Origin of the sequence: Shewanella intestini (genome assembly GCF_018221465.1) — a bacterium.
Taxonomy (GTDB): Bacteria; Pseudomonadota; Gammaproteobacteria; order Enterobacterales; family Shewanellaceae; genus Shewanella; species Shewanella intestini.
In genome coordinates, this window is the sequence record NZ_JAAIKR010000001.1 from 170929 (window position 1) to 190033 (window position 19105).

General features: G+C 41.4%; 16 protein-coding genes and 6 tRNA genes. 21 read left to right on the top strand and 1 reads right to left on the bottom strand.

All coding sequences use genetic code 11. The features are described from left to right. Positions 1–78 precede the first annotated feature (78 nt). From ftsB to rpoS, 8 genes are all read left to right on the top strand, one after another. Positions 79–381: a cell division protein FtsB gene (ftsB, locus tag G3R48_RS00755; protein WP_153661194.1), complete on the top strand. Its 303-nt coding sequence runs from the start codon at positions 79–81 to the stop codon at positions 379–381. Positions 382–386: 5 nt separating this feature from the next. Then, the gene (gene ispD, locus G3R48_RS00760) at positions 387–1076 is read left to right on the top strand and encodes a 2-C-methyl-D-erythritol 4-phosphate cytidylyltransferase (protein ID WP_153661192.1); all 690 of its coding nucleotides are present in this window, start codon (positions 387–389) and stop codon (positions 1074–1076) included. 9 nt (positions 1077–1085) lie between these two features. Beyond that, positions 1086–1574, top strand: coding sequence for a 2-C-methyl-D-erythritol 2,4-cyclodiphosphate synthase (gene ispF, locus G3R48_RS00765; RefSeq protein WP_153661190.1), 489 nt, complete (start codon positions 1086–1088; stop codon positions 1572–1574). A 1-nt stretch (position 1575) separates the two neighbouring features. Then, the gene (gene truD, locus G3R48_RS00770) at positions 1576–2643 is read left to right on the top strand and encodes a tRNA pseudouridine(13) synthase TruD (protein WP_153661188.1); all 1068 of its coding nucleotides are present in this window, start codon (positions 1576–1578) and stop codon (positions 2641–2643) included. Beyond that, a complete protein-coding gene (gene surE, locus G3R48_RS00775) occupies positions 2636–3385 on the top strand; it encodes a 5'/3'-nucleotidase SurE (RefSeq protein ID WP_153661186.1) in 750 nt (249 codons plus the stop codon). Before truD ends, surE begins: the two co-directional genes overlap by 8 nt. Beyond that, positions 3382–4017: a protein-L-isoaspartate(D-aspartate) O-methyltransferase gene (locus tag G3R48_RS00780; protein WP_153661184.1), complete on the top strand. Its 636-nt coding sequence runs from the start codon at positions 3382–3384 to the stop codon at positions 4015–4017. The genes surE and G3R48_RS00780 overlap by 4 nt, the downstream gene beginning before the upstream one ends. Positions 4018–4043: 26 nt before the next feature. Beyond that, positions 4044–4967, top strand: coding sequence for a peptidoglycan DD-metalloendopeptidase family protein (locus tag G3R48_RS00785; protein ID WP_153661182.1), 924 nt, complete (start codon positions 4044–4046; stop codon positions 4965–4967). A 77-nt stretch (positions 4968–5044) separates the two neighbouring features. Next, complete coding sequence (rpoS, locus tag G3R48_RS00790; RefSeq protein ID WP_153661180.1) at positions 5045–6022, top strand: RNA polymerase sigma factor RpoS; 978 nt, start codon at positions 5045–5047, stop codon at positions 6020–6022. A 143-nt stretch (positions 6023–6165) separates the two neighbouring features. On the opposite strand, the gene mutS is transcribed toward rpoS, so the two are convergent. After that, the gene (gene mutS / locus G3R48_RS00795; RefSeq protein ID WP_153661178.1) at positions 6166–8742 is read right to left on the bottom strand and encodes a DNA mismatch repair protein MutS; all 2577 of its coding nucleotides are present in this window, start codon (positions 8740–8742) and stop codon (positions 6166–6168) included. Between the two features lie 275 nt (positions 8743–9017). On the opposite strand from mutS, the gene recA reads away from it, so the two are divergent. From recA to G3R48_RS00860, 13 genes are all read left to right on the top strand, one after another. Beyond that, on the top strand, positions 9018–10070 hold the full coding sequence (gene recA, locus G3R48_RS00800; RefSeq protein WP_153661176.1) for a recombinase RecA: 1053 nt from the start codon (positions 9018–9020) through the stop codon (positions 10068–10070). A 232-nt stretch (positions 10071–10302) separates the two neighbouring features. Then, entirely contained in the window at positions 10303–10758 is a 456-nt protein-coding gene (locus G3R48_RS00805) for a regulatory protein RecX (RefSeq protein WP_153661174.1), read from the top strand. Positions 10759–11023: 265 nt separating this feature from the next. Beyond that, positions 11024–13645 carry an alanine--tRNA ligase gene (gene alaS, locus G3R48_RS00810; RefSeq protein ID WP_153661172.1) on the top strand — a complete coding sequence of 874 codons (2622 nt, stop codon included), beginning with the start codon at positions 11024–11026 and terminating at the stop codon, positions 13643–13645. Positions 13646–14068: 423 nt separating this feature from the next. After that, the gene (csrA, locus tag G3R48_RS00815; RefSeq protein WP_153661170.1) at positions 14069–14266 is read left to right on the top strand and encodes a carbon storage regulator CsrA; all 198 of its coding nucleotides are present in this window, start codon (positions 14069–14071) and stop codon (positions 14264–14266) included. A gap of 285 nt (positions 14267–14551) precedes the next feature. Continuing rightward, positions 14552–14643, top strand: a tRNA-Ser gene (locus tag G3R48_RS00820). A gap of 18 nt (positions 14644–14661) precedes the next feature. After that, positions 14662–14738: transfer RNA gene (locus tag G3R48_RS00825), tRNA-Arg, on the top strand. Between the two features lie 29 nt (positions 14739–14767). Continuing rightward, positions 14768–14844, top strand: a tRNA-Arg gene (locus tag G3R48_RS00830). Positions 14845–14878: 34 nt separating this feature from the next. Continuing rightward, a tRNA-Arg gene (locus G3R48_RS00835) sits at positions 14879–14955 on the top strand. Positions 14956–14963: 8 nt separating this feature from the next. After that, positions 14964–15055: transfer RNA gene (locus G3R48_RS00840), tRNA-Ser, on the top strand. Positions 15056–15119: 64 nt separating this feature from the next. Next, positions 15120–15196: transfer RNA gene (locus tag G3R48_RS00845), tRNA-Arg, on the top strand. A gap of 547 nt (positions 15197–15743) precedes the next feature. Further along, complete coding sequence (locus tag G3R48_RS00850) at positions 15744–15983, top strand: OadG family protein (protein WP_153661168.1); 240 nt, start codon at positions 15744–15746, stop codon at positions 15981–15983. Between the two features lie 14 nt (positions 15984–15997). Continuing rightward, positions 15998–17803: a sodium-extruding oxaloacetate decarboxylase subunit alpha gene (gene oadA, locus G3R48_RS00855; protein WP_153661166.1), complete on the top strand. Its 1806-nt coding sequence runs from the start codon at positions 15998–16000 to the stop codon at positions 17801–17803. A 9-nt stretch (positions 17804–17812) separates the two neighbouring features. Beyond that, positions 17813–18943 carry a sodium ion-translocating decarboxylase subunit beta gene (locus tag G3R48_RS00860; RefSeq protein ID WP_153661164.1) on the top strand — a complete coding sequence of 377 codons (1131 nt, stop codon included), beginning with the start codon at positions 17813–17815 and terminating at the stop codon, positions 18941–18943. Positions 18944–19105 lie beyond the last annotated feature (162 nt).

Here is a 19105-nt window from a genome sequence, read left to right on the forward strand (position 1 = left end):
TTAAAAAGGCCACCATACGGTGGCCTTTTTTGTTGTACTATATTCCTACCTTTATCATCAGCCACTTTCTTCATCATTATGAAACGGATATTTGCCATACTTCTTGGTCTGCTAGCGGTTCTCCAATACCGCTTATGGTTAGGCGAAAACAACCTTTCTCAATATATGGTGTTAGAAACACATATTGCAGAACAGCAGCAAAGTAATGAAAAACTCATTGCGCGCAATCAAATCCTCAAGCAAGAAATCATTGATTTAAAAAGTGGTACTGAAGCCATTGAGGAACGTGCCCGTAACGAATTAGGCATGGTTAAAAAAGGGGAAACCTTTTATCGCGTGGTCGGAAATGATATCCGCCAAAGTAATCATTTCGGACAGTAAACATTATGAAGCAAGATATCATCGCCATTGTGCCTGCAGCGGGCATTGGTTCACGCATGAAAGCAGATAAGCCTAAGCAATATTTAATGCTGGGTAATCAACCCATTATTGCCCACACACTTGATTGCTTATTAACTCACCCAAAGATTCAAAAAGTGATTGTGGCTTTGCACCTCAAAGATGATTACTTTAGCCAACTTAAGCAAGCCAAACACCCGAAGTTATTGCAAGTTAACGGCGGTGATGAACGCGCTGATTCAGTATTAGCAGGGCTTAAACTGATATCTGGCAACCAATGGGCGCTAGTACATGATGCGGCAAGGCCCTGTTTAACCCATCAAGATATCGACGCGTTAATTGCTTCGCAAATACAACATCCACAAGGGGCTATTTTAGCCATGCCGGTTCGTGACACCATGAAGCGCAGCGATAAGCACGGCAATATCCTCGCAACGGTTGAACGAGAGCTGCTTTGGCATGCACTCACGCCGCAATTGTTTCGCGCTGATGAACTAAAAAATAATATCGAACAAGCTATTGCACAGGGCGTGGTGATTACCGATGAAGCCAGTGCAATGGAGTGGGCAGGTGTCACCCCTGGTTTGATTAATGGCCGTGCTGACAATATTAAAGTTACTCACCCAGATGATTTGGCGCTTGCTGCATTATTTTTATCTCATTCAATTGATAAATAAGGAAAATGGATGAACATTCGTATTGGTCATGGGTTTGACGTTCACAAATTTGGCGGTGATAAACCGTTAATTCTTGGTGGCGTTATTGTGCCGTACTCTAGTGGCTTACTTGCTCATTCAGATGGTGACGTTGTGCTCCATGCCGTCTCTGACGCCGTATTAGGAGCAATGGCTTTGGGGGATATTGGTAAGCATTTCCCTGACACGGACCCTCAATTTTCAGGTGCAGATAGCCGGGTGTTATTACGCCATTGTTTTGGACTCGTGCAGCAACAAGGTTTTGCTATTGGCAATCTTGATGTCACCATTATCGCTCAAGCGCCTAAAATGCTGCCTCATATACAAGCGATGCGAGCATGCATTGCTGAAGACTTAGCGACAGAGATAAATAACGTTAATGTAAAAGCGACCACGACTGAAAAATTAGGATTTACTGGACGTAAAGAAGGGATCGCTGTTGAAGCGGTGGTATTACTTTCGTCTCAAGGCAAAAATTAATATGACAACACTGCATTATCTTCACCAAAAGCCAACATCCACAGCCGATATCCGCACTGAAAACAGTGATTTTATTGTTCAAGAAATTCTGCCTTTTTCACCCAGCGGTGAAGGTGAGCATCACTTGGTGCAGATTCAAAAATCGGGTTTAAATACTAACCAAGTCGTCGATATGTTGGCTAAATTTGCCAATGTACATCCTAAAGAGGTGACTTATGCAGGCCAAAAAGATAAAAATGCCTTAACAGAACAATGGTTTGGAATTCGTATTCCTGGTAAAGACACGCCGAAGTGGGAAAAGCTCAATCAAGACAATTTAACAGTACTGCAAAGCAGTCGGCACAGTAAAAAGCTCAGAATTGGCGCTTTATTAGGGAATCGGTTCCAATTAACCTTGCGTAATGTATCTGATATTGCAGAACTAGAGCAACGTTTGGCTTTAATTGCTAAGAGTGGCGTGCCTAACTATTTTGGCGAGCAACGTTTTGGCCATCAAGGTAAAAATTTAACTCTTGGACGTAATATGTTAAGCGGTGGCCGTAAGGTTAAGGACCGTAAAAAACGCAGTTTGTTCTTGTCTGCAGTTCGTTCTAATGTGTTCAACCTAGTGACATCGCATCGTCTTGCACAATACTCAACACAAATGCTTGCAGGTGATTGCGTGATGCTGGCCGGCAGTAAAAGTTTCTTTGTAGTTGAACAATGGGATGAAACGGCAACAACACGGCTAACTACAAAAGACATTCAACTTTCAGCACCATTATGGGGGCGAGGTGAAGCACTTGCGAAAGCTAAGGCGGCAGAAGTTGAACTTGAAGCGTTACAAGGATGCGAACAAGACTTAAATGGGCTGGAACAAGCAGGATTAAATCAAGAACGTCGGACATTATTGTTAGAACCGCAAGGCTTAAAGTGGCAAGCCGACAATAATACCTTAGTACTTGAATTTATCTTACCCGCGGGCAGCTACGCTACCTCAATTTTACGCGAATTAGTTGATTATCAAGATGTTCAATTAGTGAAGTGGCAGCAAATGGTGGCTGAGCAGCAGGAGAACCGCGTTGATTAATATACTGATTAGTAATGATGATGGCGTATATGCGCCCGGCATTATTGCGCTGACTCAAGCTTTAAGTGAATTTGCTCAGGTTACCACTGTTGCTCCTGATCGTAACTGCTCAGGAGCTAGTAACTCTTTAACCTTGACTAACCCATTAAGAATTAATAGCTTAGATAATGGTTTTATTGCAGTTAATGGTACGCCAACCGATTGTGTCCACCTAGCGATTAGAGAGTTATGCCACGCTGAACCTGAGATTGTTGTTTCAGGGATTAATGCTGGTGCGAATATGGGAGATGACACCTTGTATTCAGGCACGATTGCAGCGGCAATGGAAGGACGCTTTTTAGGGTTACCAGCCATTGCAATTTCATTGGTGGGTAAAGAGTGTCTTCATTATCAAAGTGCAGCTCATTTTGCCTGTAAAATTGTAAAAGGTTTATTGAAAAACCCGATTAGTAAAGACCAAATATTGAATGTCAATGTACCCGATTTACCTATTGACAGCATAAAAGGAATTCAGGTGACACGTTTAGGTTCACGACATAAAGCGGAAGATATGATTAAAACGCAAGATCCCGCCGGGCGTGACATTTATTGGCTTGGTCCTGTTGGGGCAGAGCAAGACTGCGGCCCCGGTACAGATTTTTGTGCAATATCAGAAGGCTATATTTCAATTACGCCCCTTACCGTTGATTTTACTGCCTATAAGCAGATTGACCATTTAGCTAATTGGGTAACAAATTTATGATGTTAGCCGCTTCAACATGTGCAGCTAATTTAGCTAAAAAATTAGCTGCAACGGGCATAACAGATACTGAAGTGTTAAGCGCAGTTACTAATACTCCGCGAGAGTTATTCCTTGATGGCGCTTTAACTCATAAAGCTTACGAGAATACCGCCTTACCCATCGGTCAAGGGCAAACCATTTCACAGCCGTATATTGTGGCAAAAATGACTGAGTTACTGAAACAGTCAGCCCCTAAAACAGTACTTGAAATTGGTACTGGCTCTGGTTATCAAGCGGCTATCTTAGCGCAATTATTTCCCACGTTATGTACCATCGAACGAATTAAATCATTGCAAATACAAGCTCGGCAACGATTAAAGAGGCTCGATCTTCATAATGTATCTTTTAAATACGGTGATGGTTGGAAAGGTTGGAGCAATCGCGCACCGTTTGATGGCATTATGGTGACAGCGGCGGCAGAAACAATTCCCCAAGCGTTGCTAGAACAACTGTCTGACGGTGGCGTGCTGATTATCCCTGTCGGTGAAGCGAATCAACAATTATTAAAAATCACTCGTCAAGGTGATAAGTATCATTCGCAAAAGGTTGAAGCCGTTAAATTTGTACCACTTGTTAATGGTGATTTAGCTTAATTTTTGAGCCTAACTGGAAGGAATAAATGTTTAAATACGCTATTGGCTGTGGAGCAACTTTATTATGTAGCTTAGTGATTGCTGGTTGCAGTTTTCAATCGTATCAAGCGGCTCCAGTTGTCAGTATTGCCAATCAAGAATCGCAACCTCGTTATGATAAAGGCTCGCTAACGAGTGACTGGTATCGAGTGAAAAAAGGTGACACACTCTATTCGATTTCTTGGGGAGCAGGAAAAGATTTTATCTACCTTGCCAAACGTAATAATCTGCGTGAACCGTACACTATTTATCCTGGTCAAATTCTCGGTTTAACCCCTCGTAAGACAGCTCCTACCAGTACTAAAAAAACAAACAATGTAGTAACGGCAAAGGCTGGCAAGCCAACCTATACGACAAATAAAATCGATAAAAACTTTACAAAACAACCGGTAAAAGTAAAAAATCAATCATCCGTTACAGCAAATAATCGTACAAAAAAAGAACTTGATAACAATGTAAAGTCTGCGTACTCTGTAACAACTACCCAACAAAAAGTTAACCAAACTGTAGGGCAACCAATTTCAACTTTGCCTAATAATGTTGCAAAGTGGTTGTGGCCAGTCAAAGGCAGAGTCATTGGACGATTTTCTGCTAATGAACAAGGCAATCAGGGGATTAAGATTGCTGGTAAGCGTGGAGATATCATAAAAGCCGCAGCAGATGGTCGAGTGGTATATGCAGGGAATGCCTTGCGAGGGTACGGTAACTTAGTGATCATTAAACATAATGATGATTATTTAAGTGCTTATGCTCATGCAGACAAAATAATGGTTAAAGAAAAGCAATATGTTAATGCAGGTCAAACAGTTGCATTAATGGGCAGTACAGGCGCCAATAAAGTGATGCTTCATTTTGAAATACGCTTTCATGGCAAATCAGTCAACCCATTAAAATATCTACCTAAACAGTAATCGTTTAGCAACAAAAATATTGGAGGATAAGAACGTGCGGTAGATTAAATATCACAAACTAGGTTTGGGAGAGCACTATGAGCCGAAAAAATAACGCTGCGACAGCAGAACATCTTATCGATTTAGCTAAAGAACCACAGACTGAAGTTGCTACAACAGGTAGCGGTCTTGTTCAACAACTTGATATTGAGGAAAAAGTCCAAGATGACTTACAAAAAAACCTCGATGCCACTCAACTTTATTTAGGTGAAATTGGCTTTTCTCCGTTGCTAACAGCGGAAGAAGAAGTTTTCTTTTCACGTAAATCCCTCAAAGGTTGCGCAAAATCTCGCAATCGTATGATCGAAAGTAATCTTAGACTCGTGGTAAAAATTGCCCGTCGATACAATAATCGTGGATTAGCGTTATTGGACCTGATTGAAGAGGGAAATTTAGGCCTTATTCGTGCTGTTGAGAAGTTTGATCCCGAGCGTGGTTTTCGGTTTTCTACATACGCAACATGGTGGATCCGTCAAACAATTGAACGTGCCATTATGAATCAAACTCGCACCATTAGATTACCTATTCATGTTGTTAAAGAGCTAAATGTTTATTTACGTACAGCGCGCCAACTGGCACAAAAACTCGACCACGAACCTACAGCTGAAGAAATTGCTGAGACATTAGATGTGTCTACGGGAGATGTGAGTCGTATGCTCAAACTTAATGAGCGCATTACGTCTGTTGATACTCCATTGGGCGGTGAAGACAATGATAAAGCTTTGTTAGATGTCATTGCTGATGACGATAAAGTAGGCCCAGATTATCGGGTACAAGATGAAGATTTGTCTAAATCAATTGTCAGCTGGCTAAATGAATTAAATACAAAGCAGCGTGAAGTGCTCGCTCGCCGATTTGGTTTGTTAGGCTATGAACCTTCAACGCTTGAAAACGTCGGTGCTGAAATTGGTTTAACACGTGAACGTGTACGCCAGATTCAAGTTGAAGCTCTGAAGCGTTTAAAAGATTTATTAGCTGCGCAAGGATTATCCGTTGAGGCGTTATTTAGAGAATAATTGGCGTTATTTGCAACGACTAGGGAGCTTTTCTGGGTCATTCACCAATAAGTAAATAAAAATGAGCACATATTGTGCTCATTTTTATTGTGGGGCTTTTAAGTATTCGTTTATAGCACTATCTCAACATTAATTTGCTTGGATTATTTCAACAATTGTTTAAGTTGATAAAGCGCATCAAGCGCTTGCTTGGGCGTGAGATTGTCTGGATTAATTGCAAGTAGTGTTGTTTCAATTTCACTGGGCTCTGGGTCATAAGCTGTTAGCGATAAACTAGCTTGTGTCGGTGTCGCTGCCTCAAGTGGCCCACCGCGGGTTTCTAATTGGGCTAATTTGTGTTTAGCAGACTTAATTACATTGGCAGGAACACCTGCTAGAGCAGCAACTTGCAAGCCATAGCTTTTACTGGCAGCGCCTTCTTGAACTGCGTGCATAAAGGCAATGGTATCATCATGTTCAATTGCGTCTAAATGGACGTTTGCCACTGCAGGGATCATGTCTGGCAGCTGGGTTAATTCAAAATAATGAGTTGCAAATAAAGTCATTGAACTGACTTTTAATGCTAAATACTCAGCTGCTGACCATGCAAGTGACAGCCCATCATAAGTAGATGTGCCTCGACCAATTTCATCCATCAACACTAAACTATTTGGTGTCGCATTATGTAAAATATTTGCCGTTTCAGTCATTTCAACCATGAAAGTAGAACGCCCAGATGCGAGATCATCTGAAGCGCCAATTCGGGTGAAAATTCTATCTACTTCGCCAATTTTTGCCAGTTCTGCAGGGACATAGCAACCAATATGCGCCATTAAAGTAATGAGGGCGACTTGGCGCATATAGGTTGATTTCCCGCCCATATTAGGCCCTGTAACTACAAGCATTTTGCGTGTTGAAGATAAATTGACCGGATTGGCAATAAAGGCGTGTTGATTAACTTGCTCAACAACAGGATGACGCCCTGCTTCAATTTGAATACCAATACCTGATTGCATTTCAGGGCAATGGTAATCTAATGTTTCTGCGCGCTCAGCAAAGTTTGTGAGTACATCTAGCTGTGACGCGGCGGTGGCAAAATCTTGTAGTTCACTGAGTTTTGGAAGTAATAAATCGAATAACTGCTCCCACAGTTGTTTTTCTAGTGCTAAAGCCTTTCCTTGACTAGACAGTACCTTTTCTTCGTACTCTTTAAGTTCGGGAGTGATATAACGCTCAGTGCTTTTGAGTGTTTGTCTACGCTGATAACTTAATGGCACTTTATCTGATTGCAAACGACTGACTTCAATAAAGTAACCGTGGACGCGGTTATAGCCGACTTTCAAAGTGTTAATGCCAGTTTGTTCTTTTTCACGATGTTCAAGTTCGACTAAATAGTCATTTGCACCATCGCTTAAACTGCGCCATTCATCTAATTTAGCATCATAACCCGAGCGTATTACTCCGCCATCGCGGATTAATACAGGTGGATTGTCAATTATTGCCTTGTTTAATAACGCATGCTCTTGAGGGAATTCACTGATTTGTTTCGCTAACGATTTTAACTGTGGCTGTTGGCATTGAGCTAATGTTTGCTGAATGTCAGGTAATAATGCTAATGCTTGCTTTAAGCGGGCGAGATCTCGAGGGCGTGCACTGCGTAATGCCAGTCTTGCCATGATACGTTCAACATCACCTAAGGCTTTTAACTGCTCATGTAGGGTGTCGTACAGATTAAGTTCAATTAATTCAGCAATGGCTTGATGTCTTGCACTGATAATTTGATGATTACGTAACGGTTGGTGGATCCAACGTTGTAGCATCCTACTGCCCATTGGCGTGGCAGTGTTATCAAGCACAGCAGCTAAGGTATTATCAACACCACCAGATAAATTAGTGGTTAATTCTAAATTTCTACGTGTTGCAGCGTCTAGCACGATTGAGTCAGACGGATTAAAACGCACAATCGAGTTAATATGGGGTAGGGCTGTTTTTTGAGTGTCTTTGACATATTGCATTAAACACCCAGCAGCCTGTAATGCGCTGCGAGCATCAGTGATACCAAAGCCGCGTAAATCCTTAGTACCAAATTGACCTAATAGAAGAGTTACACTGGTATCGTAATCGAACTCCCATTCTGGGCGACGACGTGTCCCTTTAAACTGAGTGATCAATAGAGTATTTGAGAACGCTTCATTATAAAGTAGCTCAACAGGGCTCGTGCGCTGTAACTCTGCTTCTAATGCTTCGTCATTTGGAAGTTCCGCGACAACAAATCGACCCGATGACACATCTAATGTGGCATAACCATAACCTACTTTGGCTTGATAAACGGCTGCTAATAAGTTGTCTTGTTTTTCTTGTAATAAGGCCTCATCAGTGAGGGTTCCTGGGGTAACAATTCTAACAACTTGCCTTTCAACAGGGCCTTTTGATGTCGCGGGATCGCCTATTTGTTCGCAAATAGCCACCGATTCACCAATTTGCACTAATTTGCCTAAGTAGTTTTCGACAGAATGATAAGGGATACCCGCCATAGGGATAGCATTACCACCACTTTTACCCCGTGCAGTTAATGAAATACCTAATAGTTCAGATGCTTTTTTAGCATCGTCATAAAATAACTCATAAAAATCCCCCATTCGATAAAAAAGTAACATATCAGCATGAGCTGCTTTTAAGGTTAAGTACTGGCGCATCATTGGGGTGTGGTTATCTAAATTTGAGGTATCAATCTTCGTCATGCTTTATGTCAGCTCTTTTGTCGCAGGGATTGGCTATAAGCTGGGTATCTTACCAAGTTTAGTTATAAAGTAGAATTCTGTTCTGCGAGTGAACTCGCTAATTTATTGAATCAAAAACAATATTATTAGTACAATTAAAAAAATTATCACCAGCACTTGATACTGTATGATTATACAGTATACTGATCAACATATTGAGCTGTGACCTTGTTACTGCATCATCATAATTAATATCATATTTAGTTTAATATTGAATACCTTAAGAGGGTTTTACAATGAAGGTTGATCCGAATAAAGAGAAAGCACTTAACGCAGTGCTTGGTCAAATTGAAAAGCAATTTGGTAAAGGTTCTATAATGAAACTTGGCCAAGATCGTACCATGGATGTTGAAACTATCTCTACCGGTTCACTTTCACTTGATGCCGCGTTAGGTGCCGGTGGTTTACCAATGGGACGTATTGTTGAAATTTACGGCCCAGAATCATCAGGTAAAACAACATTAACACTAGAAGTGATTGCAGCAGCTCAACGCCAAGGTAAAACATGTGCGTTTATCGATGCTGAACATGCACTTGACCCTATTTACGCTAAAAACCTTGGTGTTGATATTGATAATCTTTTATGTTCACAGCCTGATACTGGTGAGCAAGCATTAGAAATTTGTGATGCGTTAACTCGCAGTGGTGCCGTTGATGTCATTATTGTCGACTCTGTTGCTGCGTTAACACCAAAAGCTGAAATTGAAGGTGAAATTGGTGATTCACATATGGGTCTTGCCGCTCGTATGATGAGTCAAGCAATGCGTAAGCTTGCCGGTAACCTAAAGCAGTCTAATACCTTACTTATCTTCATTAACCAAATTCGTATGAAAATTGGGGTTATGTTTGGTAACCCAGAAACCACAACGGGTGGTAATGCGCTTAAATTCTACGCTTCTGTTCGTCTTGATATTCGCCGTACTGGTGCGATTAAAGAAGGTGATGAAGTTGTGGGTAATGAAACGCGCGTTAAAGTGGTTAAAAATAAAATTGCAGCGCCATTTAAACAAGCTGAGTTCCAAATTCTTTATGGTAAAGGTATTAATAGTACCGGTGAGTTAGTTGACTTAGGCGTAGCTAATAAAATCGTTGAGAAAGCGGGTGCTTGGTATAGTTATAAAGGCAGTAAAATCGGACAAGGTCGTGCAAATGCTGGCCGTCATTTAATTGAAAACCCAGAGATTGCATCTGAGATAGAAGCAACGTTACGCGGTTTACTATTAAAGCCTAAAACAGATGCGGTTGAGCCAGAAGAAAACATTGACCTTGAAACTGGTGAAGTTTTTTAACTAAACCGTATTGAAGGTATGTAAGACAGTTTAACAACGAAATAGCGGCTAATTCCATTAGTCGCTATTTTTTTGCCAATAGATTATTGGCTAATTAATGGTAGTAGTACCTACCTTGTTTATCATTAACTGCTAACTGCTAACTGCTAACTGCTAACTGCGCTTGTCTGTATTAAGTATTTCGTTGCGCACGATTTATTTACCAAATGTTTCCATATAAAGGAGTATCACCTTGTCCAATAGTGCTAAGTTTGTCGCAATAAGTATTCTTGCTCGTCGTGATTATTCTCGAGTCGAGGTCAAAAATAAGCTAATTGCCAAAGACTTCGAGAATATGGAAATTGAACAAGCATTAGACGAATGCGAAGCGCAAGGTTTTCTAGATGATACCCGTTACGCAGGTCTATTACTGAGAAGTCATATCAGTAAAGGCCACGGTAATATGCGCATTAAACAAGTGATGATACAAAAAGGGTTGCATAAGGAATGTATTGAACAGGCTTTTAATTCCAGTGATTGTGATTGGTTTGAGCTAGCTAAAATGAAGGCGATAAAAAAATATCGTACACCTCATACAAAAGATCATAAAGAAAAAGCTAAGCGGGTGAGGTACTTGGTTGGTCAAGGATTCAGTTTTGATCAAATAGCCTATGCATTAGATTATGATCCAGATAAAGACTATGAATAGGTAATACTTTACTACTCACTTTAATTGCGCAGCGAAAATTTCCTTTGTGTTCTGAAAGCCAGTTTTAATCCGTCAAGGGTTATCAAATTCCTCTATTGTGAAATGCATGCCAATTTCATTGGTTTTTCTAACTAGCTTAATCGTTTTTGGCTTCTCGCATCTCACCCTTGATTAAGTATATAATACTGGCATTTCCAGTGCGTTATTCATCTTGTTTAACCGCACCATTAGATTTATTCGTCATTATTCAAATCAGGACTCATTCATGTTTCAGACCACGGCAGAATTAAGAAGTGCTTTTTTAAAGTACTTTGAAAATAACGGACACCAAGTTGTCGATAGTAGCTCTCTTGTGCCACATAACGACCCAACTCTATTGTTCACCAATGCGGGTATGAACCAATTTAAAGAAACGTTCCTAGGAATGGAAAAACGTAACTACAGTCGAGCGACGACATCTCAACGTTGTGTCCGTGCTGGTGGTAAACATAATGACTTGGACAATGTGGGTTATACCGCTCGTCATCACACTTTTTTTGAAATGCTCGGCAATTTTAGTTTCGGTGATTACTTTAAAGAAGAAGCGATTACTTTTGCTTGGAACTTCTTAACCCAAACATTAAAGCTACCAACAGAAAAGTTATGCGTCACCATTTATGAAACTGACGATGAAGCCTTTGATATTTGGAATAAAAAAATTGGTGTTGCCGCTGAAAACATTATTCGTATTGGCGACAACAAAGGCGCAGCTTATGCGTCAGATAATTTCTGGCAAATGGGCGATACAGGCCCTTGCGGTCCATGTTCTGAAATCTTTTATGATCACGGTGAACACATATGGGGGGGGCGACCAGGTACTCCCGAAGAAGATGGTGACAGATTCATTGAAATTTGGAACATTGTCTTTATGCAATATAACCGTCAAGCCGACGGTGAAATGAAACCACTACCTAAACCATCAGTTGATACTGGTATGGGTATTGAGCGTATTGCAGCAATTATGCAAGGTGTTCATTCAAATTATGAAATTGATATCTTCCAAAAGCTAATTGCTAAAACGGCTGAAATTATTAATGTTTCGGATTTAGAGAATAAATCATTACGTGTTATTGCTGATCATATCCGTTCTTGTGCATTTTTAATTGCTGATGGCGTCATGCCGTCTAACGAAGGCCGCGGTTATGTGCTACGCCGGATTATTCGTCGTGCAGTTCGTCACGGTAACAAATTAGGTGCAACCGATTCATTCTTCTATAAATTGGTGCCGACATTAATTGATGTTATGGGCGATGCTGCTAAAGGCCTTGTGGTAATGCAAGACATTGTTGAAAAGTCGCTTAAAGCAGAAGAAGAACAGTTTGCACGGACATTAGAACGTGGTTTACAAATTTTAGATGCAGCGCTAAATGACTTAAAAACTGACACCCTTGATGGCGAAACCGTATTTAAACTTTACGATACCTATGGCTTCCCAGTTGATTTAACAGCTGACGTTTGCCGTGAACGTGACATTAATGTCGACGAAGCGGGTTTTGACGTCGCTATGGCAGCACAGCGAAGCCGCGCACAAGCTGCTGGCAATTTTGGTACTGATTACAATGCCAGCTTGATCATTGACACCGATACACAATTTTGTGGTTATAGCCACTTAACGGGTGAAGCGGTTGTGAGTGGTTTATATGTTGATGGCCAAGCGGTTGAAAAACTTGTAGCGGGTCAACAAGCTATTGTAGTGGTTGATAACACACCATTCTACGCAGAGTCAGGTGGGCAAGTTGGCGATAAAGGCCAGCTAACTGATGAAAACGTGATATTTAATGTTGCTGATACACAAAAGTTTGGCTCAGCCACAGGTCATCAAGGTGAACTTGTTGCAGGTGAAATTACCCTTGGCCAAAGCTTAACGGCTCAAGTTGATAAAAAGCGCCGTCATCGCACTGAGTTGAATCACTCTGTAACGCATTTACTGCATGCTGCGCTGCGTGAAGTACTTGGCACACATGTTACTCAAAAAGGGTCATTAGTGAACCCAGAGCGTTTGCGTTTTGACTTTTCTCATTTTGAAGGTGTCACCGCGCAAGAGCTAAAAACCATTGAAGAAATGGTAAATACTCAAATTCGCCGAAACCATGCTCTAGCGACTGAAGAAATGGCGATTGATGAAGCTAAAGAAAAAGGTGCAATGGCACTATTTGGTGAGAAGTATGACGATAAAGTGCGTGTTGTCACCATGGGTGATTTCTCTATCGAACTTTGTGGTGGTACTCACGTAGGACGCACAGGAGATATTGGTTTATTTAAAATCACTTCTGAAGGCGGTATTGCTGCAGGTGTCCGTCGTATTGAAGCCGTAACTGGTGCTTCTGCAATGGAATATGTTGCTCAGCAACAATCACAACTAGAATTAGCGGCTCAATTATTAAAATCTGACTCTGCTTCTGTTGTTTCGAAACTTAAAGCCCAATTAGACAAAGTAAAGCAGCTTGAAAAAGACATGTCGCAATTAAAAGATAAACTTGCTGCGGCTGCCAGTGCCGATTTAGCCGGCGATGCAGTTGACGTCAACGGTGTTAAAGTGCTGGTGAAAAAACTAGAGGGTGCTGATCCTAAGTCTTTACGTGGCCTGCAAGATGAGCTTAAGCAAAAACTAAAATCTGCAGTTATCGTGTTAGGTATTCCAGGTGATGCGAAGGTGAACTTGATTGTTGGTGTCAGTAACGACTTAACCAAACAAGTTAAAGCGGGAGAGCTCGTCTCAATGGTTGCTCAGCAAGTTGGCGGTAAAGGGGGCGGGCGCCCTGATATGGCTCAAGCCGGTGGTAGCCAACCAGAGAATCTCGACAGCGCATTGGCTAGTGTATTGCCATGGTTAACTGAAAAGCTGTAATTAATCGATTGAATAAAAGGCCTATTATCAATAGGCCTTTTTTGTACCTAATTGATTTAGTTGTATTTGACTTGAGTGTCAGAATCAGTTTTGGCATAGTGGATGTTATGAGAAGGCAAACTAAAACTTGGATGCGGTCTTAAGTCTAAAATGACCTAAAATTGAGAGAAAACTCTCAAATGTGGTTTATTTGTGCTGTAGGTTTTGACTGATTACAGTAACATGTATTGCAAATGTTGCTGGTACTTTAAATATTGTCATGTTTAAAGGTTATTATTCGTCTAAATGTGTTATTTGCATAAAAAAATCTTATTTATCCAATGTATTTAGTAATAGATACTATGATTTTATCTAAGGCTAACCTTATAATGAGTGCATATTACGGACAAACTGTTATGCAGATTGAACTAAAGGAGCAATCGAATGCTGATTTTGACTCGCCGTGTTGGCGAAACATTAATGATTGGTGATGAAGTCACTGTAACTGTACTGGGTGTGAAAGGTAATCAGGTACGTATTGGTGTTAATGCACCAAAAGAAGTCTCTGTTCATCGTGAAGAGATTTATCAGCGCATTCAATCTGAGAAATCGGGTTCATCGTCTGAAGATGGCAATTTTTAATTAGAAGTACACGTGTTATATGAAGTCAGCATTATGCTGGCTTTTTTGTTTTTGGGCACAGCTCGGTTATCGATACTGACATTAGCTACTTTCTAAGTTATTTGTTTATTTATTTTATAACGATTGCTTTTAGTTAATTGGTATTATTTTGCTTTAAAAATAGTGTTTTTATGAATATTTGCCGTGAATGTCAGCAATGTGATTAAAAACACCTCAAATGAATATATGTTTCCTAAAAAGGGTTTGACTTATTTTCATCAAACAGTAATATGTGCGCCAAGAAACGGAGAGGTGGCCGAGTGGCCGAAGGCGCTCCCCTGCTAAGGGAGTATGGGCTTTAACTCCCATCGAGGGTTCGAATCCCTCCTTCTCCGCCATTTCTTACTTGATACGATGCGCGTGTAGCTCAGCTGGATAGAGTACCTGGCTACGAACCAGGCGGTCGGAGGTTCGAATCCTCCCACGCGCACCATTCAAGGCAGTGTTAATGAAATATAAGATGCGCGTGTAGCTCAGCTGGATAGAGTACCTGGCTACGAACCAGGCGGTCGGAGGTTCGAATCCTCCCACGCGCACCATTTTATTATGACTTTGTAATACCCCCAAATTTTTGCGCGTGTAGCTCAGCTGGATAGAGTACCTGGCTACGAACCAGGCGGTCGGAGGTTCGAATCCTCCCACGCGCACCATTTTGTGTGGAGAGGTGGCCGAGTGGCCGAAGGCGCTCCCCTGCTAAGGGAGTATGGGCTTTAACTCCCATCGAGGGTTCGAATCCCTCCTTCTCCGCCATTCTTTGGCTTTAGGTTAAGGTAAATTATTTGTCTTAGTCTATGCTATAGGAAGTAAAATTTTTGCGCGTGTAGCTCAGCTGGATAGAGTACCTGGCTACGAACCAGGCGGTCGGAGGTTCGAATCCTCCCACGCGCACCATTATAGATAAGCCCTGCTAATTCAGCAGGGCTTTTTTATTTGCCTATATTATAGGCAGTTCTTCCAGAGCGTAAATAATACAGCCGATAAGTTCACTAACGTTGTTACTGTTTTCTTTCAAGATACCTGCTTTCCCCTCCGAAAAAGTTATTCATTTTCTATTCAAATACTCCCAGGGTATGTCAACTTATCTTTTTCATAAGCGTTCAACGCCCTTTTTTAATGACATTATTATTGCACTGATAAAATATTTATAGATATCTCATTTTAAAGGCTATTTTGCTAAACAATCATCATTATGTTGGTATTGTTAGCACTACTTATGGTATGACCATTTTACAAAGGTGTAGTAGTTCTGGTATAAAATGTTTGTATTTTATTATCAAAAAGTAGCTATTTGACTAATTTAGATGAGGTGTAAGGTAAATACCTTACTATTTATTTTGAATAAATATGCTTCAGTCGACGGTGTAAGCCGTTTTTAATCATTTTATTGGACAGTAGGATTAGGTTATGACCTAAAAAACTGTCTATAAGAGGAAACACTATGGTGTCATTGACTGAACAATTATCAAATGCTTTGAGCATTATGATAATGGGGATGGGACTTGTTTTTGTTTTTTTAAGTTTACTTATCATTGGGATTAACCTTGTCGCAAAGCTATTTCCTGTGGTCCCTGTCGCTATACCGCAGCCACTTCAGCCAACTACCACAACAGAAATTGATCCAGTTCTCGTTGCTGCTATTACCTCAGCAGTTCACCAATACCGTAAACAGGTACGCTAGCCATGGGAGACATTATGAAAAAGCCATTATTATTAACCGAAGTTGCACTGCGCGATGCTCATCAATCAATATTGGCAACCCGCCTTAGAATTGACGACATGTTACCGATAGCCCCATTGCTAGATAAAGTAGGCTATTGGTCAATGGAGTCATGGGGCGGCGCAACTTTTGATGCTTGTATACGCTATTTAGGTGAAGATCCGTGGGATCGTATCCGTGAATTGAAAAAAGCCATGCCAAATACGCCGCAACAAATGCTTTTACGCGGGCAAAACCTATTAGGTTACCGTCATTATGCCGATGATGTTGTTACTCGATTTGTTGAGCGCGCACATATTAATGGGGTTGATGTATTTCGTATTTTTGATGCTATGAACGATGTTCGTAATTTAGAAACGGCAGTGAGGAGTGTTAAACAAGTCGGTGGGCATGCCCAAGGTACCATTTCATATACCACAAGCCCTGTGCACACCTTAGACACTTGGATTGATATGGCCAAACGCCTTGAAGACATGGGGGCAGACTCGTTGTGTATTAAAGACATGGCAGGACTTTTAAAGCCTATGGAAGCCTATGAGCTTATCAGCCGCTTAAAATCGCAAACCGACCTAATGGTGTCGATGCATTGCCATGCAACCACAGGGTTAAGTACTGCTACCTATCAAAAAGCCATTGAAGCAGGCGTTGATGTACTTGATACCGCTATTTCTTCAATGAGCCAAACCTATGGTCATAGCGCCAGTGAAACCTTGGTTGCTATGGTTGAAGGAACTGATAGAGAAACAACTTATGATATGGCGATAATGGAAGAAATTGCCGCCTATTTTAGAGAAGTTCGTAAAAAGTATGTTCGTTTTGAAGGTGCATTAAAGGGAATCGATTCCCGAATTCTTCGAGCGCAAGTGCCAGGTGGCATGTTAACCAATATGGAAAATCAACTCAAAGAGCAGGGCGCCGCAGATAAAATGGATGCTGTGTTAGAGGAAATTCCGCGTGTACGTCAAGACTTAGGTTATTTACCTCTCGTTACGCCAACATCACAAATCGTTGGTTCACAGTCAGTTATCAACGTTTTAATGGGCGAGCGTTATAAAGCGTTAACCAAAGAGACTGAAGGGGTATTAAAAGGCGAGTATGGTGCAACGCCAGCTCCAGTGGATAAGCAGCTTCAAGCGCGAGTATTAGGCGGTGAACAAGCAATTACCTGTCGCCCAGCTGACTTAATTGCGCCTGAGTTAGATAAGTTGCGCACAGAGCTACAGCACCAAGCAGCTGAAAAAGGTTTGTTGCTTGCATCAGAGGTTGATGACGATGTCATGACATACGCACTGTTTAATCAAATAGGCTTACAGTTTATTGAAAACCGAGGTGATTCTGATGCATTTGAGCCTGCACCAAGTGCAGAGGACCTTATTATTGCTGCTGATAAACCCAGCAGTGACAAACCTGAAACGTATACGGTCAATGTACAAGGGCAACAGTTTGTTGTTGAGGTGGCGCAAGGTGGTGATATTAGCCAAATACTCCCTGTTCCGCAAAGCTCAGCTTCTGCCCTCGCACCAGTTTCTCCAGCACAATTAGCCGCAGTGCCAAACACTGGCGAGGTGAAATCAACCATGAGTGCGCCACTATCAGGTAATATTTTTAAAGTATTGGTTAATGATGGGCAATCGGTGCAAAAAGGTGAGGTGGTATTGATTTTAGAGGCCATGAAAATGGAGACTGAGGTTCGTGCTCAACACGCGGGTGTCGTAACACAGCTAGTGGTTAAACAAGGTGATAGCGTATCTGTTGGCTCACCATTGTTAGCAATTGCATAAGAGGGGCACATGGAAGGATTAATTGCATTTTGGAATGAAACCGGTATCGCTAACTTTAATGGCGGCCAACTAATGATGATTGCGGTTGGATTATTATTATTGTTTCTTGCTATCTCTAAAGGTTTTGAGCCTTTGCTATTATTGCCTATTGGCTTTGGTGCTATTTTAGCCAATATCCCTAACGCTGGATTCACTGAAGAAGGTGGCCTGCTTTATTATGTTTATTATATTGGTATAGAAACGGGGATATTCCCATTATTAATATTTATGGGGGTCGGTGCGCTGACCGACTTTGGTGCTTTGATTGCTAATCCACGCACTTTATTACTGGGGGCGTCTGCACAATTTGGTATTTTTGCCACATTACTCGGGGCAATTGGCTTGAATTTAGTGCCTGGTTTTGAGTTTTCAATGACAGATGCTGCGGCTATCGCCATTATCGGTGGTGCTGACGGGCCGACGGCAATCTTTTTAGCGTCAAAGTTGGCACCTGAACTGCTTGGCGCAATTGCTGTTGCTGCATATTCATATATGGCCTTGGTTCCATTAATTCAGCCGCCGATTATGCGTTTATTTACCACGCAAGCTGAACGCGAGATAAAAATGGAGCAGCTGCGTGAAGTCAGCAAAAAGGAAAAAATCATCTTCCCGTTGATGGTATTAGGGTTAACCATTTTATTTTTACCTGCAGCAACGCCACTAATCGGTATGTTTTGTCTGGGTAACCTAATGCGTGAATCTGGTGTCGTTGACCGACTGTCGAGTACGGCGCAAAATGAGTTAATTAACATTGTGACTATTTTCCTTGGTTTAGCAGTTGGTTCTAAGTTATCGGCTGATCAGTTCTTAACCATTCAGACTCTCGGAATTCTAATTCTTGGTGCAGTGGCATTTAGTATCGGTACAGCTTCAGGTGTATTAATGGCAAAGCTGATGTGCAAACTCACTGGCGGTAAGATTAACCCGCTGATTGGTGCCGCTGGAGTGTCTGCAGTGCCGATGGCTGCAAGGGTGGTAAATAAAGTTGGCTTAGAAGCCAATCATCAAAACTTTTTATTAATGCACGCAATGGGGCCAAATGTTGCTGGGGTTTTGGGAAGCGCGGTTGCTGCTGGGGTGTTATTAGCGGTATTAGGTTAACCGTCTGGCGCTGATCAGTTTGCTGATACAGCAAAAAACTTAGCATCCTAGATTGAACAAAAAGGCACACTTAAATAGTGTGCCTTTTTTTGCGAGCTTAACTTGACGCTTTAACCTTTATTATCAATAAGTTCAATTTACGTTTGAAATGAATAACCCCGA